The organism is Parasegetibacter sp. NRK P23 (assembly GCF_023721715.1).
In the GTDB taxonomy this organism is placed as follows: domain Bacteria; phylum Bacteroidota; class Bacteroidia; order Chitinophagales; family Chitinophagaceae; genus Parasegetibacter.
On record NZ_JAMDLG010000001.1, the window covers coordinates 1354712 to 1378021 of the forward strand.

Below are 23310 nucleotides of genomic sequence, written 5' to 3' on the forward strand. Positions count from 1 at the left end.
AGATTATTAATCCAAAAATTCCTTCAACTTTTTAATATCAACATCGCGACCAATAATTTCACCTTTAGCATCAATTAAAATATTACTCGGGTATTTATAAATTATTCCATATTTCCTAAAGCTCTCGGCATTGGCATCCCATAAGTTTATCCACGGTAAATCCATGCTATTTAACACTGCACAAGCTTCTTCCGTTACTCCTTCTTCGTCCGTATTGATACTCAGAAAGTCCACAATATTTGATAGGTCGGTGAACTGGGTTTCTTTAATTTCTTTCATTTTGGCATAACAGGGTTTGCACCCTGTAAACCAAAATTCTATTAGCAGGTTTTTTTTTTGTTTCTTTGGATCAATGTTTATTTGGTTGCTGGCAGAATCCTTTAAAGTGAGCGGAATAAATTTATGCGAAGGAAAATATTGACTTTGGAAATATCTATAAGCTTTAGTTTTTTGAATCATCTTATCAAAGTGCGCTAAGATTGTTTTTGAAGATGGCTTTAAATCGTAATTAAACACTTGATTAATAATAAGGTATAGTGCAACAAATGATTGCTTGTGATGACTAACATAATTAGAAAATAGCTCTTTGTCTATTTCGACATCCGCATTTTTTTCCTTTATACCTTTAAGGAATTCGCGATACTCATTTTCAATTCTCGTTGATGGCCTATTATTGATTATAAGTTCATTATTAACAAGGGAAATTTCTAAACTTTGCGATCCTGGCTCAATGAACAGTAATTCATTAATGCTGAGTGTGTCAACTCCACCAAATATCCTAAACGCAGTTGGGTATAATATTTCTCCAGAGAAAACAAATATGGTGTCACCAAAAGTAGATTTTGAAATTTCTTTCTTAGCAGCTTTGTATCCTTCTAAGAAAAATGATTCCCCCAGGCGGAGATCTATTTTAAGCAGAGATTTATTTGAAACTCGGAGCGTGAATTTCTGATATTTTTGGGCGATAGTAGGGGTGTTAAGAAGAAGAATAAGTATTAAAGTAAAGAATATGGCTTGACGTATTTCTTTGTATCTATTTCTTTTGTTGTCAAATGACGCGATCCTAATCATTATTTTACCACATTTTGATTAAGACAACAGTATCTCAGCGATGTTTCTGGTATCTGCAGGACAGAATCTCTGTCCTGCAGAAAAGGAGTTTACCAAGCGCTACATCCGGTGTTACCGTTCTTGCATTGCTTAGTACACTTTCCTTTGTTTACTTGTTGACACTCCCAGTCGGCAGTGCATCCCATGCAGCCGAAATCTTCATCTCTTCCGGGGGTAAGACCATCGCCGCCTTTAATTGTTTTCATCTCACTTCTTGTAAGGCTCGATGCAAAGGAATTCAACTTAACTGTTTTTTTCATAAAACAAAATTTGGTTTAATGTGGCTGAAAGTTAAAATGAAAAATTATACGAGAAGCATTAGATTTTATTTTTTTCTAGATTTTTTTTTTCGCGAGTAAAAAATACTACTAAATGGGTATTGTTTGAACGTTTCTAACGGTTTTGAGTAATTGTTTTCGGTTATAGTCCTCTTTATAGATATAAAATTTGAACTGTGTATAATATTGAACTAGTTTTAGCTTTCATATCATTGACCATACGATAAAATTCAGCGCACGCTGCTCACCTCCGGAAGTCGTAAAAATCAGGTAAGGTACATAAATGATATTTACCCCCACGACCCCCGTCCATACCGTGATGTTTTTGCTTGCGTTCCTGATTACCGTTTTTTTATTTCATTCCTCCGAAGCCCTCCCAACTCCACATAGCTGACCACTATTTCGACCCTTCTGTTTTTTGCTCTGTTTTCCGGAGTGTCATTCAATGCCGCCGGTAATTTATTGCCGTAGCCAATGGTAACAACATGCTCTTTTAACTGTGGCAGTTCGGAAATGAGATAGGCGGCAACCGATTCGGCCCGCTTCAAAGAAAGCACCTTGTTTAAAGTATCGGTGCCGTTATACACTTATTCCGATCCATTAGATGCTGTTCTTTCGTTGCGCTATTCAACAACATTAATCTCTTCTTCCTTTCACAATCGCCACCAGAAAACAAGCCGCCAATAACCACAGCCCCGGTAATGCACAAGATAAAATTTGCTTTCCGCATATTAATAATAGGTTTTCGCATATCCCTTTCCGACCCTTTTCCCGACATTCCCGCCATCCTTAACGGCAAAATTTTCACGCATGAACCGCAAAGCGACAACACCTCTGCCCGCCCGGATCGGCGCACTGCTCCGGCGCATGTTCCAAGCTGGTACTGGCATCCGCACCCCCGGAAACTTCACGCCCTATTTCCGGTACCGCATCGGTAAAAGCCAAAACGACTGGCATTTGTATTTCCGCCGGGAGCCTTTCGCGCGCAGGTATTACAACGAGTGTTTCAACCGCATCGCCGCGCTCAGCGGCTCCGATATCTACCGATTCATCGGGTTTCATTACGAGCGCTACCCGGATAAAACTGATTTTACCCGTTTCCTCCACTATGAGCTCACCGACCGGCTCCGGCAAAAACTTCCGAGAGCCTACCGGGATAAACTGCTCACCGCCCTGCATTGGGTCACCGAAGCCGAGGGCGCTAACCAGGCGCAGCCCATCGTCGCCGCACCGTCCCATACCCTGCACGAGCGCATGGAAGCCCTCTTCCAACAGGCGGAAGAAAAGCTCCACCTCGCCGCCGGTCGCCTGCCCACCGGCAGCATCGAACTCAACAACCGCAGCCATGAGGACAAACTCATCCAGTGCCTGATCCTGCTCAAGGAAGTGACCGCACCCGCCCATGTTGCAAAATCAGAACAACTGTTCAAGCGCATATCCGACATTGATATAGCGACCATCCTCCACCTCCATGTCGAGCATTTCCGGGACAAAAAAATCCCGACCATCCAGAAAACCATCGGGCAACTGAACGGACAAATCAGGCCGAACCATCCCAAAGTCCGTAAACTCACCGAGGCGCTCCGGGAGTTTTTCTACGAATAACTGGCCTGCATTTGCCTGCCGCACCCTTCCCGTACTTCGTTTAACCTATTCAGTTAGAAGGCGTAAGAATCCCCGATTCATCGTGCATTGACTGGCGTGTCCGTTTACCCCAACTTGCACGGATAAAACGAATCTGTATGCAAACGCTCTTTATTCCTGAAGAACAGGAGTTCCGGCGGTGGGTGCGGGAAGTGGTGATGGAATGCCTGGAAAAAACGGCGGGGGCAACAACAGGTCCGGCACCACCCGGAGAGGAAATCCTGCTCAACCGCAAGCAGACGGCGGGGCTGCTCCACATCTCACTGGTCACCCTGCACGAACGCATGAAGGACTGCCCTTTTACAAACAAGGAGGCAGAGTGTACTTCGTCCGCTCCGAACTGAGCAAAAAAAAGTTCAAAAACCCGAAGAAAAATGCACGCTCCAGGAAATTTTAGGCCTGCGCTATATCCGCGGCTATTCCTGCGAATTTCTTAAACCAGCTTAAGTTTTAACGTTTTTTCATTTTTCAATTTTGCATTGAACAATTCAAATAAGAACACCATGCAAAAAAGATTTAACATGAAAGCGGTAGCCCCAAATGCGCTAAAAGCAATGATTGGTTTAGAAACCTATCTCTCACAGTGCGCCATATCCAAAACAACGAGGGAACTTATAAAGATCCGTGCCTCACAAATTAATGGTTGCGCGTTCTGCATCAACATGCATACCCGTGACGCCATCAAAAATGGCGAAACCCAGCAGCGCATTTTTTTGCTGAATGCCTGGAGAGAAGCAGGAAATATTTTTACGGAGGAAGAGAAAGTAGTGTTGGCCATAACAGAAGAAATAACTTTGATCCACGAGCATGGATTGTCTGATGAAACGTACACCAGCGCCTTGCGGTTTTTTGATGAAACACAAATTGCGGATATGATAATGGCGGTTGTTACCATCAATCTCTGGAACAGGATTGTACTAAGTACACAGCTGCAGATAGGGGACAGTATGGCGTAGGGCGAGCGTCATTAGAAATTTCAGGTTTTACTAAATAGAAAGAGGCTGTAAAAAACAACCTCTTTCTATGATCTTTCCCAATTAATCTATCCCTAAACGAATGGCCCGTTCAACGGGCGTATAGCCAGTGGCAGCACCGGAAATATTCAATTCCCCCTTTAACAGCAAAGGCGGTTGCGCCATGAATTTTGGCGTTTTGGCCCGGTGCGGTTGAGCGGCATGCACCAAGAAGGGATGACACAGGTAAACCGTACCAGCCTTACCCGTAGCATATACTTCTTTTCTTTCGGGTAGCGCCTCCGCCTTTCCCGTCAGTTCCATAAAGGAGAGACCAAAATCGTCCTCCTGAGACAATATCCGTGCAATATCAATGTGTGAGCCTTCATAAATTATTGTCGGGGCATCTTTTTCGCTGACATCAGAATACAATACCAGCATCAATAAGGCCCGCCCCCTGGATTTTACATTCGCACGCCATTCAAAATAATTCTCAGGATCTTTTCCTGGAAAACTTACATCTACATGCTTACCTGTGTCATTCGGCTGCTTATCAGCGGGAAACCTGACGGGGAACGTGCCTACATTTCTACAGGGAATCCATCTATTTTCACCAATTAATTGGTTAAAAGCTGAATGCAGCTTGTCCGTGTTGAGCGAATCAATAAAAGGCTGTTGGGTGTACATCCCCAAACGAATAACAGGTTTTGTCCAGGTAGATGGGTTCAACCTGTCGCAGGGCAGGTCTTTCCATAAAATGTCCAAAGCCGCGCCGGTAATTTCCTGTGAAAACGCATTATCGATGCGTACATAGCCGTTATGAATAAACTGCTCTATTTCCTTTTCTCCTAATATAGCTGACATGATTTTTTTGTTATAAACCAGTCCTACACAGCAACAAATTTTGCCCGGCCGTGAACCTGGTTTTCGTTTACCAATAAAATGAATATAGAAAGTTGCGCTTTGTATGAATAAAGCGTGTAGCTTAAGAACTAAGCTTGAAAGAGAAATTATAACATCACTGTCATGGTCATAGGTGTGAAGTTAAAAAGAATCGCTAAACGAACCAAGCTGAATGGCCGCATGTTTTTCAACCATTTCACTCTTCGCGGAAATGATCAATCATGGTATTATAGAAATATACCGTAGAGTCGTCGTATTTTCTTTTCGGCACCCTGTACTTTTGAACGATCTTCTTCAATAACTTTCTTTCCGGGTTATAAAAATTAACGATCAAAGAATCTTTGCCGAACTGCAAACTATCAACGGTATCAAGACCTCTCATCGTTCTCAGCTCCAGTTCCTGTATTTTCATTTTGTCCTTGAAATTATGAACGGCATAAAGCAGGTGCAGCCCATCAACCAGTCCTTTTACCGAATCTTTGGGCACTGATACCACACGAACGCGTTGGGCGTAGCAACAGAAACCGAGCACAGAAAAGAAGAGCAGCAACCCAGGAAATTTTAAATCCTTTTTCATTGATCAAACCTGTTTATTTGCTTGTTTCATAATACCTGAACACACTGTTACCGATAGTCGAAGTTAACCAGAATCTATCATCTTTCATATCTGTATTTCGCCATTTCTATTGCGGCTTTCAGTACGAGATCATGCCCGCTTGTAAATTCTCTTTTATTGTACGGTATAATTTTATCCAGCAACACGCCGTTCCTATTCACAAGCGCACAGTACGCCTTGACTATCCTTAAGTTCAGCGAGTAAAGAAAGAATGGAGAAGTTGTATTCTTCTATATTTTTTCCTGAGCAAATAAAGGAATATGCTTTTTTAAAGCAACACCCCAATGCGCAGCTTCAGTAGAAGCAAGAGGAGAACAATAGCGTATTAAAATGCCGACATGTGACAATCCTACATAATCGAAAAGCCGCCTCAAATACTTTTGAGACGGCCTCCTTTTTTATTTTAAGCCCTTTTCGTACCCATTCGATTCCACAATTTCACCAAAAGAATTATCGATAACACAAATACAATTGCAAATAAAATTTCCGTCAACCAATTTACACTGTGTGTGAATTTTAAAACTGTAGCAACAACTGAAACTATCAGCCAAGTCAGGGCTATATAAATAGACTTTATATTTTTCATTGTTCTTTTTTTAAGTATTTCACTTAGAACATTGAGTTGCATTACAACCGCAAGCAGCTGCTATGAGAAGCATCACTTGTGGTTGTGTATCAACAGCTAAGCAAGACCAAAAGCCATCGCAAAATTCATCTTTTTCCGCTTTGTAACAATTCGAAAAACTTTCACCAGGTTCTCTTTGGCAAAAGCCAGTTCCGCCATGATTTCCCTGGCAGTCCTTCACCTGGATGATTCTATATTCAGCGTCATTATAACCAAGTTGTGTAAAGAATTGAATACCATTTTCAACATCAATTAAAATCGCATCGCTATTATTGGTGATTACGATTTGTCCGCTGTTCTGATCAGTAATTTTTCGTCCAAAAAGGAATTCATTCGTTATCTGAAAAGCTCCTTTTGAAAAATAGCCTTTTACAGCATAATATTTTTCAGGGGTTTCTTCGAAACGCATCATGGCAACTGTTATTCCTTCATTTTTATTTTCAAAAAGCCTGATAGATTTTTTTTGAATTTTGGAAGCAATTCTACTGTAGACCCCGGTATAACCCGAAAGAGAAGAAAATATTACATCACTTTGCGATTGGCTTGGGGCAACATCGAAGGCGGATAATCCATAAGCCACCTTCAATGAGCTAATTAATTGAGCATCTTTTTCATTGTCGAAGGTGGCGATCCCCTTTTGTTCTTTCTTACAGGAGACCAATGAAATAGCTAGAACGGCAATTAAAAAATTTTTCATAGTTTCTGTTTTTTAGGAAAACAAAAATAGAAACTGTCACTCCGATAATATTGGAGTCAAAAATTTTCTTCGAAAAACTTTATTTTGAACCTTCCGTTTATTTCATAGTAATAAGTGCATTTTATTTTGTCGTACTTAATGGGGGCACCTAAATCTTTCATAACTGCAAAGTATTCATATAATGTGCTCTCCGAAATGTCTAATCTTTCTGCAAGCTCCTGTGGCGTTCCGGTTGCTTTTCTGGCAATCAGCTGGTCAATTCTTGTAAATCTGTCAATAAACTTCTTAGGCATAATGATTTTTTTTAGATAGCATCCAGTACAACGGTAGGGCTTTGCGATGGCAGGAATTTCTTTCCGTAAATGAATTCCCTTATAAAAATGAACATCACGATTACCCTCATGCCAGGTCCGTTGTACTAAGCTTCGCATAGATGTCTATGCTAATAAATTTTCCATTTTTAATTTCACAATCCCTCATAGTGCCCTCATAGTTAAAATCAAGCTTTTTCATTGCATTTTTGCAACTTATGTTGCCTGTCTCTACAAACCCCTCAATTCTGTGCAATCTCAATATTTCAAACCCATAGCCACAAACGATGGGCATGACCTCTGTCATTACTCCTCTCCGCCAAAAGTCTTTCAACAACCAACATCCGATTTCAGCCTTTCTATGTTCTTTGCTTAGGTTATTAAATCCTACACCACCATAAAAAGCTTTGTTGTCCAGCGAGCAAATGGCCCACCAAATACCACTGCCATCTGTTTCCAATTTTGAAAAGAACTTCATTTGCTCTTTTGCACTTTCCAGGGTTTTATAACTAACCCCATAATATTCGATGACCTCAGGATCAGAAAGTCCCTCGAATACTTTATGTAAATCGCAGTCAACAAATTGCCTAAGCAAAAGCCTGTCAGTCATTAGTGTTGGAAATTCCATTGCTTTCATACGATCGAATGCTGGAATAGTAGATTCATCAATATGCTGACCTTCAACTCACAACAACGAAAATATTTCCCCCTCGTACGTTAACGATGTTGATTAAAGTTCAGCGCCTTATTGATGTTTTTTGTGATGCTTCGCCACCTCAGTCCTACACGATGAGCGGCAAGGATAAGGCGGGTTGAAGTAGATTAGAAAAATATAAAGATTTTCTGAAATATCAAAACCGGCTTTCTGGTTAGTATTTTTGGTCAGCGAACTTTGGGGCAAGCTTCGGCTTTCGTTGTGTCACTCCCTTCATCGTTCGGGGCTTTCCCCGGCAGCGTATTACCGCATTTCTTCCCCCGCAGCAAAGATATCCGCACATGTTGATACCCATGTTTCCGCTTATGTCCTGACCGATCCGGCAGCATATTGAAGCTCCCCAAATTCTACCAGGCAGTTCAAATCCACTATCATATGCCAGGACTTCGAGATAGCGCATACAAATTTTTACTCTTTGGAAAAACTTCTCATTTTGGGCTCACTATTAAAAATTACAAGGAGCCGCAAAACGCATCCTGCCACATTAACCACCGCTTAACTTGGACTTTTTTCAAACAGGTAGTATCTTGCAAGCTCATAGGATAAGGTTTAATGGTTTAATGACCCAAAGTCATTCAAGCCCCCGGTGTCTACCGGGGGCTTCGTTTTTAGGTCAACTTCAGAAAAACGCTAAGGAAAATTTGAGACGCTCCCATTTTTTTGAAACCGCGTAGCTTCAGAACAAAGGCGAACAACATGGGAAACGGCCTTTTTGCGTACATCTCATCAGTAAAATCAGCGGCCTGGCTGAAAAAGGACAGAAGAGAAAAATCTATTATTTGTACACGATGGGGGTACAACCCCTGGCATTTCACAACAATATATTTGCCTGCAATCATGCAATAATAACGTACGAAAATTCAAAAGACATGCCAACCGCCAACCCCAACTACAGCTTTAACGTTATCCAGGACAACGGAAAGTATACCATTAACTGGAAAGCGGCAAGATTAACGCTCATCATCATCTTCCCGCTCCTGGTCCCCACTATGGCACTCGGTTTGCTCATCGCCAATTTTACCAGCGAAAACAATTTATCTTCTTTCCTTTCGAGTTTTATACTCTGGACGGCCGCGCTGATTGTTGGTTTTATGCTGCTGCAAAACCGCGTAATCAGGAAAGGTGGACAATTCAGCTTCACAAAAGAGGGGTTTGAGTTGAACGGAATCAACTATGATGTGAAAGACATCAAAGGGCTTTACATTAAAACACCAAAGGGAGAAAGGGAAAGCATTCGTGTGCATACTACGGTACACGGATTTGGCGTAGCAGGTACCATGCATAATTTAGGACAGGGAATGTCGGCAGTAAGTGGCGCCGCCCATAAAGCCATTCGCGGCAATATACGCAATCGGAGTTTTAAAGTATGCATTCAGTATGGTGAACGCGAAGTTGTGCTCGCCAGGCACCTTACTGAACAAACCGCTAAGGCGTTGATATCCAAAATAGATGAATTGATTTAGTCCACAGCTTCACGTATTCAACATCCTCAAGCGAACCTTAACATACATGTAAATCTCTCAACCGTCATTATAAAACCATTTTTCAATTAAACCCCGAATCAACATGAAATCCCTTGTTTATTTTTGTCTGCTCCTCCTCCCCCTCTTTACTTCCGCCCAAAAGAAAAATTGCAAATTCCAAAAATCCACCGATAAGCAAACCGGAAAGGTGTTACAAATGGTGGCGGCCCCGGGCCGGATAGGCAATTTCTTTCTGGCAAAAGATGGAGACAGCCTTGTGGTATCTTACGCCCGGAAAAGCGTAATGGCGTTGCTGGACAATAGTAACACAAATGTTGTCTATCTGAATATCGACAGCGTGCTGATAGGTTTCAACGACGGCTCAAAACATGTGTTCAAAGCGGTGGGTTCAGGTACCGTCGACAACAATAAAGTGGCTTTGAAACCGGATTTGATCAACGTAAAATTCGGCCTGATCACCACGGCGGAAGAAAGGCAAATACTGACTACAAAAGCGCCGACCGCCATACGGGTATATGGAGAAAAAAGCGCGGAATACCATGATGTTTTTACGGAAAAGCAACAGGAAAAATACAAAGAAGCCTGCTCCTGTATACTGAGTGAAGGCTGATTTCCACCGACATCAAAGCCTTCTCACCTTGTTGCACCCACAACAAGAAAATCTACAGCCAACAACGATCATGCGGCAGATAGGCTTTAAGGCGGAACGGGGCCGTTTGCAGCCGCTCCGAGGTGCATCCATGTTATCGGCCCTTTACCCTTCATAAGTTTTAAAATTCATGAGATATGAAAAGATTTTTTTTATTCGCCGCCATAGCTACGCTTAGCTCCTGTGGTAGCGACCCCGACAAAGCCATCCTCGGCAAATGGAAGCCCGTGGACAAGTACGGCTCTGAAGAAGAAAAAACCGCGTTCACCATCATGGCATACGATAGAAAAGAAGCCATAGAGTTTCTGGAAGGTGGCAAATTCAATGTTTACAGGGATGACGTTATCAAAGGCAGCGCTGAATATACGCTGGCCTCCGACGGCAAATCCGTTGTTGTACAGGAAGGTGGAAGAGCCGGCGGTTCCATGAAAATCGTCTCCCTGGATAACGATAAGATGGAGATCGTGACGGATTTCAGTTTCATGAACGGCCACGATACTGTGATCTTCAGAAAGTATGATTATGATAATAAAGAGGAAGTGTACGATTTGAAGAAAAAAGCAATTGAAAAAGAACTCACATCAGAACTATCACGCTTTCACAAGTCCGTAACCGATGGTGTTTCATCCATAATAGCATTCATTCAGAAAAAATCGCCGGACAACGCGCAGATAAAGGAGTTGGCAGATTTAAGGAAAAGCATGATCGAAACGCAGCCCACCGGCTTGGACCAAGCCTCCGGACTGCTTAAATCACTTAACGCCTTCATACAGAAAACCGGACCAATGGTACAGGAGTATTCAAAAAATGATTATTACGAAGGCTATAGAGTAAAGTCTACGCTGGAAAACCTGCAGAGTTTAGTATCAAACGGATATTATGGTCTGAACAGCAACATCGAAGCCTACAATAAACTCGCCAAAGAAATGAAGTGGGACGAAATGAAAAAGCCTTCCCTGCAATAATCAAGTCCTGTTAAAACAATCGTTCAGATGAAAAAAACATGCTTCCTCCGTATCATTTACCTGTCCCTTTTTATCGCGGCGCTCCAATCCTGCAATTCCAATGGAAATGGTTGCAGGCCCCTCATGGACAGCCTGCTGAATAACCGTGACATGTTACCGGCCGAAAAGGAAGCCTTGCTGATCGCAAGTTGTGGGCGGGGTGAAGTAATCAGGAAAGACAGCCTGAACCTCGTTATTAAAACCGCTCAGGGAAAAGAAGTGGCGCTGCAATCGAAAATAGATGAAACCCAAACGATAATTTACACTTTCGCGGGGTATTATGAAGAAGGCGGCCTTTATGTTGTAAGGAAATCAGGATGGGAATGGGAAAACTATCTCCTGATTGAAAGGGAAAATGGTGAGCGGTATGAGGTCACCAATATGCCGCTTATTTTCTCCCCCGATAAAAAAAGTTTCGCGAGTTTCTCCAGCGACCAGGCCACATTAATGGACGCCAACCGGTTTGAAATATGGGAGAACCGGGGCAATAGCTGGAAGTTAACATTGGCGCTGAATACCGCCGATAAAATGTTCCCGGAAAAATCCTGGGGGCCCGCCAACGCTACATGGATCAGCAACGAAGAAATCGATATCCTGCGGGAAGTGGGTGTAAACGGATACGGTACGGATTCCGGAACAAAAGAAGATGGAATAGAAAAATATATGAAAGTAAATGGCTCGTGGGTAAGAAAAACAAAATAGCAGGATAAGATAAAATCAATACAAACAAAAAAACACCATATATCACTTGTACTTCCCGGAAACTATGCTTAGTTTAGGCGCAACGGCAGTATTCGCACTAATTTACTACTCCCTTTAAACTCCAATACTTATTAAGTACCACCCTAAATACTTATGAGTAATGTTGAAAAGGATTTATACTTTAATTCCCCTTATCTTTCTTTTTGCTGTTTCTTCCGGACAAACCATTCAACTCGTCAGATTTGACAATACACCATCTTACGCGCCAGGTTCAGGGGTGTCGTTACATTTTATTCCTAACCTGTTCAAGATTGGTAATACGTTTACGCTGCAATTGTCCAATGCGGCAGGCAGTTTCGCGGCTCCTGTAGACATAGGCACGGTGGCAGATTTTTTTGTACCCGTCATCAACGGTGTAATACCTGCGGGTACACCGGCGGGCAATAATTACAGGTTGAGGATTGTTGGAAGCGCAGGAAATATAATTTCCGCTCCCACCAGTCCATTCAGGATCATAGCGGGGCCACAACTTGCCAGGCCTTCCATAGAAGCCGTGGCCCCGGTAACGATGCCCGTGAAATGCCTCGGCAACAGCAATTTTTTCGGTTACCTGAACATGCAAAGCGGCGCCAGTTCCCTTGTCATGAGTTTTGACATCAAGGATTATGATCCCGCTGTTTCCTGGACCGTGAACCTCATTAACAGTACAGGAACCGTAAGGTCGGTATTGCCCGTTAATGCGGGGAACGTGGAGATTGGCAGCCTGCCTATTGGTTACTACATGGTGGAACTGGTTAAAACCCAGAACGGTGTCACGTCGGTATTTTCCTATGTGGTATTGGTTGCGCGGAATGGTACCGGACTCACCAACCTGTCTTCCGAGCAGGTATGTACCGGCTCTCCGGTACAGTTCAGGATCGATGGCATCAACGACAACTACCCGGGTTCCAAATACACGATCGCTTATGGTGATGGAAGCGCGACTGAAACCTACACGCAAGATTCGCTGATGGTCAATCCTTTGTTGTCGCATATTTTTACCAGTCCCACCTGTAACTCTTCGTTTTCCATACCTGACCCCAACAACAATAACAACAGGGCATTCGCGGTGGACCTGCAATTATTCAACAAAGGGCTTGCGAATAATTGCGCGGATTACACCACCAATTCGCAGAAGAAATCTTTTGTGAACGCGAGCACACCTCCGGAAGCTGATTTTATTGTGCCGCAGGCCGTATGTAACAGTTCGGGCATCAACGCCACGAACACTTCCATTGGCGGGTATTACGGAAGCGGTGCTGTTTGCGTAAGATCATTTGTGAGTACCTGGCAGTACAAAAAGCCCTCTTCGTCTACTTACCAAAACGCGCCTGCCGCCTGGGTTAATAGTGTAACCGGAAATTTATCTATACCGGCCAATGTTGTAACCGAACGCGGCTGCTGGTCGTTAAGATTACAGGTACAAAACCCTGAAGGCTGTCCCACTGTTTCAACGAAGGAGAAAACGGTAGGCGTGGAAATACCGCTAACGGCGGCATTCAACGTTAGTGCCACCACCATTTGCAGCAATCAAAGCGTGTCGGTTACCGACCAGTCGAATGCCAATGCGGGCGGCTGTCAGCGCCCGGTCTATTCCTGGACCATTTCTCCCTCCACAGGCTTCACCATCAACGGACCAAATACGCCCAATCCAACCATTACATTTATTGACGCGGGCGTTTACACGATTGTACAAAACATCACCAACAGTTGCGGAACATATTCTTCCGCTGCGCGCACGGTAACCGTGAATGGCGCTCCGTTCGTAAGTTTTTCACCGGCCAACACCAGCCTGTGTAGAACCGGACCACTTAATGAGACCATTGATTTTTCACAGGCGCCTTTTAAACCCACTTACAGCACCTCCTCCGCCACGCCCGCCATCACCTCCTGGTCGTGGACGGTAGACGGGCCCGCCGCTGATTATGAATTTATAACCGCGAGCAATATTGATTATCCCAGCATAAGGTTCAAAACATTCCGGTGCTATAATATAACCGTTACTGTGAACGGGAATTGTAATCCCCCCAATTCAAAGACGCTGCAGCTCTGCTTCAAACAATCTCCGGAGATTACCACAACGCCGCTATCTGCTACCATCTGTTCAAAAGGAACAGCTCCCGCCATTAACTTAACATCGAACATGCCGGGCGCCAGCTTCAGCTGGCAGGCCGTATATTCAGGTGTAACGCCTATCGGTCCTGCATCAGGGACCACCAATATTCCTTCACGTATTTATGAGGTGACCGGCGCTTCCCCCGGTTCCATCACCTATACCATGGCTGCTACGGTGAATGGCTGCACGGGTCCTGCCAAACAATATGTTGTTGCTGTTACGCCTTCGGCCAACGCGGAAATAAAATATGAAGGATCCCCTATTTGCAACACCCTCGCTACATCACCGGTTAAACTCACCGGTACAACGGGAGGAACTTTTACGGCCAGCCCTGGCGGGCTCGTAATAGATGCCGTTACAGGCACTATTTCGCCCACGGCAAGTACACCCGGCACGTACACGGTAACCTACGCGGTTGCTGCATCGCCTCCCTGCGTTGCGTTCAGCACCACCACCACGGTTACCATCAACCAGGGGAACGCGGCTTCCGCAGGCATCAGTTACCCGGCGGAACTTTGTAATGTAGCCAACACCGCCGCTACGCCCAATCCGCCTGTTGCCGTTGTACGCACCGGCACACCCGGAGGCACCTATTCTATTGCACCGGTTACTGGTCTGACCATTGATGCCGCTTCGGGCACCATCAACCCTGCGGGCGCAACGCCTGGTACTTATACCATTACCTATACCATCGCGAACACCGCCGGATGTGCTGATTATAAAGTTACCGCCAATGTAACCATACAGCCCGCGCCTACTGCGCAAATCAGCTATGCAGGTCCGGTATGCGCATCCGTGACCGCAGTACCCGTATCGCTTTCCGGCACTACGGGCGGCACCTATAGCGCCGCCGCGGGCCTAGCCATCAATGCCACCACGGGCACCATCAACCCTTCTTTAAGTACGCCAGGCACTTATACCATAACCTATACCGTTGCGCCTTCGGCTGCATGCCCCGGCACTTCAGCCACCGCCAATATTATAATTACGCGGCCGCCTTCCGCCAGTATAAATTACCCGGCCACGTTGTGTAATGTAGCCAACACTCCTTCCACGCCCAACTTACCCGTGCCGGTAACGCACACCGGTACTACAGGAGGAATATATTCAATAGCGCCTGCCACGGGTTTAAAAATTGATGCCGTTACAGGAACGCTGGACCCCTCGGGCGCTGCGCCCGGCACCTACATTATTACTTACACCGTTGCGGCGGCGGGCGGATGCAACACCTTTACCACGTCGGCCACCGTAAATGTGAATGGTACGCCTACAGCTACCATATGGTACACCTCTCCGTTATGTTCTTCCGCCGGTATTGCCGCGGTCACCAGAACAGGCAATGCCGGGGGTACGTATACAGCCACACCCACGGGCTTAGTGATTGATGCTGCTACCGGCGCCATCAACACCCTGCAAAGTACACCCGGCACGTATGAGGTTACTTACACCATTGCGCCTTCGGCACCATGTCCCGGCTTTGAGACTAAGACTACTGTTCAAATCACGCAGGCGCCTTCAGCCAACATCACTTATCCGGCTGTACTGTGTAATGTGGCCAACACATCCGCTACACCCAATAATCCTGTTGCCGTTGTACAAACGGGCACCACTGGTGGCACGTATTCCATACAACCAGCTTCGGGGTTAAGTATTGATGCCAATACCGGCACGATAACGCCTTCAAACGCCACGGCAGGCACCTATACCATTACCTACACCATTACCGGCGCGGGAGGATGCCCCGCGTTTACCACTTCGGCCACCGTGGTGGTGAACAGTTCCCCCACGGCTAGTATTAGCTATCCGGGTTCTCCTTACTGCAATGGCATTACACAGGTACAACCCGTTACCCGAACAGGCAATACGGGAGGCGTGTACACCGCAGGCCCCGGATTGTCTTTAGATCGTGTTACAGGCGCCATCAATCCTTCTTTAAGCATGCCCGGCACTTATACTGTAACTTATACAATCACCCCTGCTCCTCCTTGCTTTGTGCTTAGGACTTCAACCAGCGTGACCATCACGGAAGCTCCTGCCATAAGCGTGGTTAATCCCGCGCAAACTATTTGTTCAGGGGAAACAGCGGTTTTCGGGATCACGCCTTCTTTGGCCAATATCAGTGTAAACTGGTCGGTAACAGGGGCATTACCCCCGGGCGTAGCGGGCATTTCGTCGGGAAATATTGCGGCGCCGGCCACGGCTGTATCCCTGCGTTTTACCAACACAGGCAGCACCAGTCAGACCTTAAGTATACAAGTCGTTCCTGTTAATCCCGCACAGAATCCCTGTGCAGGACCACCCGTGGTGATGCAGCTTACGGTGAATCCGATATCGCCGTTACCGGTTGTTGATGATACAATTAAATATTGCCAGGCTGCTCCCGTAGTACCGCTTACCGCAGGTACCGCGCCGGGCCACTGGCTGATATGGTATGATGACAACGGGCAATTACTGCCTGCCGCACCCACACCGTCAACGGCAATACCCGCCCAATTCATTTATTTCGTGAGTCAGGTGAACGCATACAATTGTGAAAGCCCTAAAAAGAAGGTAGTGGTAGTGGTGAAGCCAACCCCGGTGATCAGCTTTAACGCCCTTAAAGATCCTACGGATTGCGGCATTCCATCAGGAGCGGTTATACTTACCGTTACCAGTTTGAATAGTACGATACCCATTGCCAATGCGGCTTTCGAAATTTATTACAACAAAGACTACTCCGGCAACACAACAGGCCCGGTTACCGGCAGCACCAATGCCGCGGGCGAACTGCGCATAGCCCTCACCGCGGGTACTTACAGCAATATAAGGGTGGTGCTGAACGGCTGCATTTCCAATACACTCGCAGGCCCCTATGTGTTAAAGGATCCCACTCCACCGGGGATACCAGCCGCGGGATATAATACCAACCTGTGCAGTAATGATACGCTCAGGCTAACGGCTTTGTCGGTACCCGGTGTTTTAGGCAGCGGCGATCCCAATGGCAGTGTTCCCGTTAGCTATGTTTGGGCCGGTCCTGCATTTGGCAACAGCAACCATACAACTTCAGGCAGTACGATCGCGCTGGCGCCGCCTTTGGAGCAAAAAGCCGGCTTCTATGTGGTGTATGCCTTGCAAGGGAATTGCCGGTCCGTTGAAACATCTTTCATCGTTACCGTAAAGCAGGCGCCTTCCAAACCTGTTGTTGTCACTAGGACCCCACTCTGCGTAGGAGATGAGTTGCCGCTCCGCGCCAACAGCAGTATGCCGGGGAACAGCCCGCAGCTTAACTATACCTGGACAGGACCGGGTTTCAGCACGCCGATAAATGTGCAGAACACAGGCATCAGCAGCGTTACCGTAAATGATGGCGGCCTGTATACCATTACAGCCACTTCACCGGTAACAGGCTGCAGCGCACAAACAGACACTTTAATTCGTATCGGAAATTACCCTGAGATCGTATTACGTCCCGGACTGGTTACCGCGCAAACAGGCACGTTAATGCCCCTCAAGCCTATCATACTCAACAGCAGCGCGCCGAATGTATTGCCCATGCAGTCCTATTCATGGACGCCCGCCACCGATCTTACCTGCTACGGCAATGGTTGCGACAGTGCCGTGGCTACGGTGAAAAGAGACGTTTGCTACCAGGTAAAAGCCACCAACATTTATGGTTGCAGCGATACCGCCAGCATCTGTATCAAAGCGTTCTGCCAGAATGCCCAGGTGTTCATACCCAACGCGTTTACACCGGATGGCGACGGGCAGAATGATATTTTCATGGTAAGGGCCACCGGCATCGCCTCCGTGAAATCGTTCCGCATCTTCAACCGGTATGGAGAAGTCGTTTTTGAGAAATACAATTTCACGCCCAACAACCCAGCTTTTGGATGGAACGGCACCATTAAAGGGCAAAGAGGCATACCGGCGGTATACGTGTATACGGCTGAGGTGGTTTGTGAAAACGGCACTACGTATGCTTATCATGGCAACGTCACACTGTTACGCTAAAACAAGGAACATGAAAATATTTTTACGGTTATTACTGGTGATCATCTGCTGCTCCGGCAGCAACGCGGGCTTCGCCCAGGACTTCCACTATTCCCAGTTTTATGAAATGCCCATGTTGCGCAACCCCGCCCTCACGGGCATGTTCCTGGGCGATATCAAAGTAGCTACCGCTTTCAGAACACAATGGAACGGCATCACCACGCCTTACAAAACAGTATCGGTAGGCGCGGAATTCAAGTTGCCTTCCGATGAAAACAGAGCGGTACGTTTAAGTACAGGACTACAGGTAGACCGGGATGTGGCCGGAGATTCAAAACTCAGTAAAACGCAGCTCATGCCTGTTGTAAATCTTCACCTGCCCATTCAACACGATGCGAACTCGTATGTATCGGTCGCGTTCGCGGGTTCAGCGGTACACCATAGCTTCGACAGATCGGGCCTTACTTTCGATGACCAGTTTGTTAACGGTACGGTTACGGGCAGTTCCGGCCAGAAATTCAATTTCAGCAACCGCAGTTATTTTAACGGCGTATCGTTGGGCCTTTCGTACAATTATGGCGGGCTGGATGCTACAGACAGCCGATACTATATAGGAGCAGCCATTTTTAATATTGCTCAAAAAGAAGCGGTGCCCTATTTCCAGGATACCATCAGCATGAAATACAATAAAAAAATCAGCGCGAATGCCGGGTCCGTTATACCCACCAGCGCGGAAGACAGGTTCACTTTTTACGCCGACTATTTTAAGCAAACCGGCAATTCGTTGTTCCAGATAGGTGCCTTGTTTACCCACGATTTTTATCAGCACGACCTGGACCAGGACCTTAAAACAGGCATTACAGTCGGTATTATCCACCGATGGGCCGATGCTGTGGTGCCGGTGATTAAACTGGAGTATTATAACCTTGTTATGGGCTTTAGCTATGATGCGAATATCAGTCAGCTTGCGGTAGCTTCCAGGATTAAGAACGCGTTTGAACTAACGCTTTCGTATAAAGGATTTTTAAACATGCGGAATTCTACTTTGAGGCAGGTTTGGTGCCCAAGGTGAGCAAAGACCGGAGCTGTTATGAAGGAGAAAGCCAGGAATGCCTGAGTCTTATTATAAGTTCTGGATTGTGCCTGGAAGGCAATTTTATGAACCTAAGCATTGGCACTACCTAAAGTTTTAGATCAACCCATTAAACGGGGTAGGTTGTGGCAATATTTTATCCATGGTTTTACATTTTTTGCATGGGTATTTATATTTCTCACCTTTTAATTAACTTGACTTCGTTTAGAAACCTTAAATCTTATTCTATGTTGTCCTGCGTCTCAGCCGGCACTTCTTCAAATTACAGCTATTTTCATTTGGCAAGTAAGTTTTTTCTTTTTGTACTTTTTGTACACCTCTCTGTTTTTTGCCTTGCTCAACCACCCACACCGCCAGCGCCCTGCCAATGGAAACATGCAAGGTACAGATGTACATCATTGGCCGCTAATGCATCTCATATAATTACAACATTCGAGACAAGCTACCATTATGAATGCGCAGTAGGCGGTAATCAAAACCGGTGTGAAGTAATTGATTGCAATGGTGATGTATTATTTATACTGATGTGCATTCCTGACTAAGGCAAACAAATCAGTGAATTGCGTACCCTATATCTTGTACAACAACCATTTAACCAAAAAACACAAATATGAAAAGAGAAAAAATTCTTGTAGGAAGTTTAATTGCGCTTCCCGTCATAGCCGTTTCACTATCTGTTATGGCTCAAAATCCTGTACCGCCTAATACTACTTTAATTTCGACTTCATACGAAACGCACTTCAAGAAAGCACAATATAAGTGTACGGACGAAGTGCGTACAATATCCGTTTCCGGTATATCACACCAAAACGGAGGAGGTACACAAGTTGGAGCATTTACCATATCATTCGGAGGGGGTACGCAGAGCAGAACTGAATGTGCTCTTGGCGGCAGTAACGTAACCTGTCAATTGATAAACTGTCAGGGACAGACAATGATGACACTTCTTAATACACTTCCTTAAAACAAAAAATGCCGGCAGTTCATCCTGCCGGCATTCTATCAGATGAAGAACAAAAGAAACAGCGCGCTGACATTTTTTTTCTTATACGCACCGATATTACTTCTTTCCTGCAAGACGGAAAGAAGTGATCAACAGATTTATGTACCGTTCAGCAACAAGACTTTTGAATACGCCGACTCTATTGTGAAAAAAATCGAATTTGTTCCACTGGAAACGAATTCTGATTTCCTAATTTCACACATAGATAAAATAATACACAAAGATTCAACCTTTATTATTCTTGATAAACGAATAGCCCGGTCAGTTTTCATATTTGACGACAAGGGTGAATTCAGAAAGAGAATCAGAACCGGACAGATCGATGATGTATTATACCACGAAAAAAGGATTTACCTGCTCTCAAATGCAAATGGTGCGCTACAAAAATTCTCCTTAGACGGAACCCTTGAGAAAACATACCAATTCCCGGATATCTTTCCCAGGGCAATCGCTTTCGTCTCCAACAATACAATTATCGGATACAACAATTACGCTGGAGATCGGACGGGAAATTTTGGCAGAACATGCTTCTATAGAATAGATTCAGATAAACTTATAAGGTGCCACACCGAAATGCCTTACAATGAATCTATGATTGAAGATTACGTACCCATTCTTCCCTCAAATATTTTCACAGACAACGGGAGCGAAGTGCTGGTGAACGAATTTGCCAATGACGAAATCAATGTGTTTGACAAGCCAAACGGCGCTAATGTAATTCGCTATAAAATAAAATACCAGCGGGAACCTTCCGGCAACAGGTTCAGCGATCGACACTTCCTTTCCAATGGAATAGAGTACCTACAAAACAAAAAAGAATCTGCTAAAGCGGATATTCTATATGCAAACAAAAAATATTTATTCTTTAGTTATATCAATGAAGGGGCTGACGATTTCTTTGTTTTGTACGACAGGGCAAAAAGTAAAGTAATTTACAACACTCGTGCATTTGTTCTTGAAAAAGCTTCCTTCCAACTGCCTTACGACTGGTTTTACGACAATAACGACGACAATACAGTCATCAGTTATCTTAATACTAACCGGCTGATAACCGACAGCTCCTACAGAAATGCTCTAGAAAAAATCTCTCCTGTATTTTCAAATATCAACAGCTTAAGTAATCCAATTTTATGCAAGATTTTATTAAACTAATCGCCTTGGGTCTCGTCACTTTTTCCGCAGTTTGCTGCGCACAGAAACGCGTTGATAAAGGCCCTGTAAAAGAAGGAGAAATTCATGCCGGACTAAAGAGAACACAGGTAAGATGTACATTTGAAGAAACAAAAAACTACAAGTTACTCAAAAAGAAGGGAGACAGTACAAATATTGAATTTAGTTTGTCATTTCAAAACAACGGGAACTATGCCTACCTCTGTGAGCGTGTGAATGGGTCGAAACAAATAACCTGCCAGGTGGTTGATTGCGACAACCAAACCCAATACACGCTAATGCTGCAGGGCGACTCCCTTACAATTCTAAAGAAATAACCTTCATTGCCGTGAAGATTTTACCGCTTATCATCCTGTCTTTTGTTTTTTTGAAATGCTCCTCCAACAACAGGAACACCCCCATTTCAAATACAAATACTGCAAATAATAAAGAAACACCCAGCCTTCCTTTATCTTACAAAGACATCAACATCACATGCGAGGAGGCGCTGCCCACAAGCAAGGTTAATACATTTACGTTGCATGAATCCAGGTACCCGATGCTGATATTCAGACATAATTACTATGGATGTGAAATGTGTACAGATAGTGTATACCATTTGTTGGTTACAAAATTCAAAGACAATGGTCTCCTTAATAAAGTTTTTGTCCTTTCAAATTACCCCACCCTAAAAGATGTGGTGGTATGGCGGGAAAATTTTCCGGAACTTAAAAAAGTGTATCATTCTTTACATGCGATAAACATTTATCCTGAAACGCAGCATCACTCCTATTTTTTCATTTATGATCCGCGTAGCCGTACTATTCAAGATGTTCACTTTCCGGATAAGTCAAACGTCTCACTTACAGAATCATACCTTAAAAGCATCGCGGAAGATATGTCATTATAAAAATGGAATAAACTCATTTCAATCATCGGAAATTTCAATCCCCATCGCATCTTATGAAGTTTTTCTCCTTATTTTCGGCCCGTTAACCCCTTTTATGCGCAAGAACCTGTTAAACCTGTCCTTATCAGCATGTCTGTTGTTGTTATCCTCTACGGTATGGCCCCAGCTGCAAAAACTTTACATTAACCCCAAAGCGGTGGGCAACGAGAAGCAATCGAACTTTATCGATTCCGTGAAGTTCGTTCCGCTGGAGCCTTTGTCGAAAGTTGCCATGGGATTGAACATGAACATCCAGGTAACCCCTGATTATTTCCTGCTCACCGATTATCCCAAAAAGAACATCTTCGTTTACAACAAGCAGGGAAAACTGGTGAGCACCATTCAGTTCAAGCGGCTGGGCAATAACTTCTACCCGCAATACAGGGAAGAAACCAACCAGGTCGTTTTCTTCGGCGGCAACAAGAATTTCAACCTCACGCCTAAAGATGCCATCAGCATCGAAATAAACTGGAACAACCCCAGGAACCGTAAATACTATAGAAAGTATGTCATCGATCTGAACGACACTACCTTCACCCTGAAAAAGATGTTGCCGGAACTCCACGAAGTGGCCAGAACGGTTCATTTTTACGACGACCACTTCCTGAAAGGAAAAATCACCACCAGCAACCTTTACAAAGACAGCCTGAGTTACGAAGTGCAGCTCATCCGTCACGATAAGGTGATCAAAAGCTTTTTCCCGTACAACCACATCAATGAACCCAGGTTCTCGTTTACGGAAGAAAGCGCTTATTTCTCTGAAACCGATACGCCTTACGTCCGCTACGTAACCCGGCCATTCTGTGATACGATTTATAAACTGGTGCGGGATAGCCTTGCCCCCATATATCAACTGGTGCTGCCCCTGGAAAACAAACTGCCCCCCGATTTTTATTCCAGGACCTTCAAAAATAATTCAGAACGGACCAACTTCAACCAGAACAACGCCATGCTGCTCCACCAGCCCTTCAGTTTTTATGAAACACCCAGGCTGATCTTCTTCGGCATCAGGTACCTCTCTAACTTCGGGACCTATATCTACAACAAAGCCAACAACACCACGTACAAAACCGCGAACATCAAAGGAGACAGCACCCATTATAACCTGAATCTGATGGGCGGATACGGCAGTGCCCTGCGCGATGGCGCATTTTTCAACCTGATCAAAGCAGGCGATTTACAGGCTTTCTTTGAAAAACACAAAGAAGCGGTACCGCCACCTGAACTGAAAGCGTACCTCCAAAGCAATCCTTCCCCGGAAAGCCCTGTTGTCGTATCCTTTAAACTGAAAAGCTGATCCT

Annotated in this window: 20 protein-coding genes; 13 read left to right on the plus strand and 7 right to left on the minus strand. The window is 44.8% G+C overall.

Translation table 11 applies throughout. The annotated features are described in order from the left end of the window. Nucleotides 1-6 precede the first annotated feature (6 nt). Both M4J38_RS05420 and M4J38_RS05425 read right to left on the minus strand, forming a co-directional pair. Nucleotides 7-1071 (minus strand): TlpA disulfide reductase family protein, encoded by a 1065-nt coding sequence (locus tag M4J38_RS05420; protein ID WP_251758516.1) that lies wholly within the window; start codon nucleotides 1069-1071, stop codon nucleotides 7-9. Nucleotides 1072-1729: 658 nt separating this feature from the next. Beyond that, the gene (locus M4J38_RS05425; RefSeq protein ID WP_251758517.1) at nucleotides 1730-1975 is read right to left on the minus strand and encodes an OmpA family protein; all 246 of its coding nucleotides are present in this window, start codon (nucleotides 1973-1975) and stop codon (nucleotides 1730-1732) included. Nucleotides 1976-2198: 223 nt separating this feature from the next. Between M4J38_RS05425 and M4J38_RS05430 the strand changes: the two genes are divergently transcribed. The 3 genes from M4J38_RS05430 (at nucleotide 2199) to M4J38_RS05440 (ending at nucleotide 3988) form a co-directional block, all read left to right on the plus strand. After that, nucleotides 2199-2993: a hypothetical protein gene (locus M4J38_RS05430; protein ID WP_251758518.1), complete on the plus strand. Its 795-nt coding sequence runs from the start codon at nucleotides 2199-2201 to the stop codon at nucleotides 2991-2993. Nucleotides 2994-3130: 137 nt separating this feature from the next. After that, the gene (locus M4J38_RS05435; protein ID WP_251758519.1) at nucleotides 3131-3376 is read left to right on the plus strand and encodes a hypothetical protein; all 246 of its coding nucleotides are present in this window, start codon (nucleotides 3131-3133) and stop codon (nucleotides 3374-3376) included. Nucleotides 3377-3535: 159 nt separating this feature from the next. Next, complete coding sequence (locus tag M4J38_RS05440) at nucleotides 3536-3988, plus strand: carboxymuconolactone decarboxylase family protein (protein WP_251758520.1); 453 nt, start codon at nucleotides 3536-3538, stop codon at nucleotides 3986-3988. Nucleotides 3989-4069: 81 nt separating this feature from the next. On the opposite strand, the gene M4J38_RS05445 is transcribed toward M4J38_RS05440, so the two are convergent. The 5 genes from M4J38_RS05445 to M4J38_RS05465 all read right to left on the minus strand — a co-directional run bounded on the left by M4J38_RS05445 (nucleotide 4070) and on the right by M4J38_RS05465 (nucleotide 7774). After that, entirely contained in the window at nucleotides 4070-4849 is a 780-nt protein-coding gene (locus tag M4J38_RS05445) for a phytanoyl-CoA dioxygenase family protein (RefSeq protein WP_251758521.1), read from the minus strand. A 235-nt stretch (nucleotides 4850-5084) separates the two neighbouring features. Then, nucleotides 5085-5465 carry a hypothetical protein gene (locus M4J38_RS05450; protein WP_251758522.1) on the minus strand — a complete coding sequence of 127 codons (381 nt, stop codon included), beginning with the start codon at nucleotides 5463-5465 and terminating at the stop codon, nucleotides 5085-5087. Nucleotides 5466-6109: 644 nt separating this feature from the next. Continuing rightward, nucleotides 6110-6826 (minus strand): hypothetical protein, encoded by a 717-nt coding sequence (locus tag M4J38_RS05455; protein WP_251758523.1) that lies wholly within the window; start codon nucleotides 6824-6826, stop codon nucleotides 6110-6112. Nucleotides 6827-6882: 56 nt separating this feature from the next. Next, nucleotides 6883-7119 carry an HTH domain-containing protein gene (locus M4J38_RS05460; protein WP_251758524.1) on the minus strand — a complete coding sequence of 79 codons (237 nt, stop codon included), beginning with the start codon at nucleotides 7117-7119 and terminating at the stop codon, nucleotides 6883-6885. Between the two features lie 106 nt (nucleotides 7120-7225). After that, the gene (locus M4J38_RS05465; RefSeq protein ID WP_251758525.1) at nucleotides 7226-7774 is read right to left on the minus strand and encodes a GNAT family N-acetyltransferase; all 549 of its coding nucleotides are present in this window, start codon (nucleotides 7772-7774) and stop codon (nucleotides 7226-7228) included. Between the two features lie 947 nt (nucleotides 7775-8721). Here M4J38_RS05465 and M4J38_RS05470 point away from each other — a divergent pair. The 10 genes from M4J38_RS05470 (at nucleotide 8722) to M4J38_RS05515 (ending at nucleotide 23306) form a co-directional block, all read left to right on the plus strand. Further along, complete coding sequence (locus tag M4J38_RS05470) at nucleotides 8722-9315, plus strand: hypothetical protein (protein WP_251758526.1); 594 nt, start codon at nucleotides 8722-8724, stop codon at nucleotides 9313-9315. 103 nt (nucleotides 9316-9418) lie between these two features. Next, the gene (locus tag M4J38_RS05475; protein WP_251758527.1) at nucleotides 9419-9946 is read left to right on the plus strand and encodes a hypothetical protein; all 528 of its coding nucleotides are present in this window, start codon (nucleotides 9419-9421) and stop codon (nucleotides 9944-9946) included. 176 nt (nucleotides 9947-10122) lie between these two features. Next, nucleotides 10123-10950, plus strand: a complete 828-nt coding sequence (locus M4J38_RS05480; protein ID WP_251758528.1) for a hypothetical protein — start codon at nucleotides 10123-10125, stop codon at nucleotides 10948-10950. A 27-nt stretch (nucleotides 10951-10977) separates the two neighbouring features. After that, complete coding sequence (locus M4J38_RS05485; RefSeq protein WP_251758529.1) at nucleotides 10978-11691, plus strand: hypothetical protein; 714 nt, start codon at nucleotides 10978-10980, stop codon at nucleotides 11689-11691. 160 nt (nucleotides 11692-11851) lie between these two features. Further along, nucleotides 11852-17836, plus strand: a complete 5985-nt coding sequence (locus M4J38_RS05490) for a gliding motility-associated C-terminal domain-containing protein (RefSeq protein ID WP_251758530.1) — start codon at nucleotides 11852-11854, stop codon at nucleotides 17834-17836. A gap of 10 nt (nucleotides 17837-17846) precedes the next feature. After that, the gene (locus M4J38_RS05495; protein ID WP_251758531.1) at nucleotides 17847-18887 is read left to right on the plus strand and encodes a PorP/SprF family type IX secretion system membrane protein; all 1041 of its coding nucleotides are present in this window, start codon (nucleotides 17847-17849) and stop codon (nucleotides 18885-18887) included. Nucleotides 18888-19518: 631 nt separating this feature from the next. Beyond that, nucleotides 19519-19872, plus strand: a complete 354-nt coding sequence (locus M4J38_RS05500; protein WP_251758532.1) for a hypothetical protein — start codon at nucleotides 19519-19521, stop codon at nucleotides 19870-19872. A 42-nt stretch (nucleotides 19873-19914) separates the two neighbouring features. Then, nucleotides 19915-21063: a 6-bladed beta-propeller gene (locus tag M4J38_RS05505; RefSeq protein ID WP_254004471.1), complete on the plus strand. Its 1149-nt coding sequence runs from the start codon at nucleotides 19915-19917 to the stop codon at nucleotides 21061-21063. Next, complete coding sequence (locus tag M4J38_RS05510; RefSeq protein WP_251758534.1) at nucleotides 21042-21398, plus strand: hypothetical protein; 357 nt, start codon at nucleotides 21042-21044, stop codon at nucleotides 21396-21398. Before M4J38_RS05505 ends, M4J38_RS05510 begins: the two co-directional genes overlap by 22 nt. A 666-nt stretch (nucleotides 21399-22064) precedes the next feature. Then, nucleotides 22065-23306 (plus strand): 6-bladed beta-propeller, encoded by a 1242-nt coding sequence (locus tag M4J38_RS05515; RefSeq protein WP_251758535.1) that lies wholly within the window; start codon nucleotides 22065-22067, stop codon nucleotides 23304-23306. Nucleotides 23307-23310: the final 4 nt, after the last annotated feature.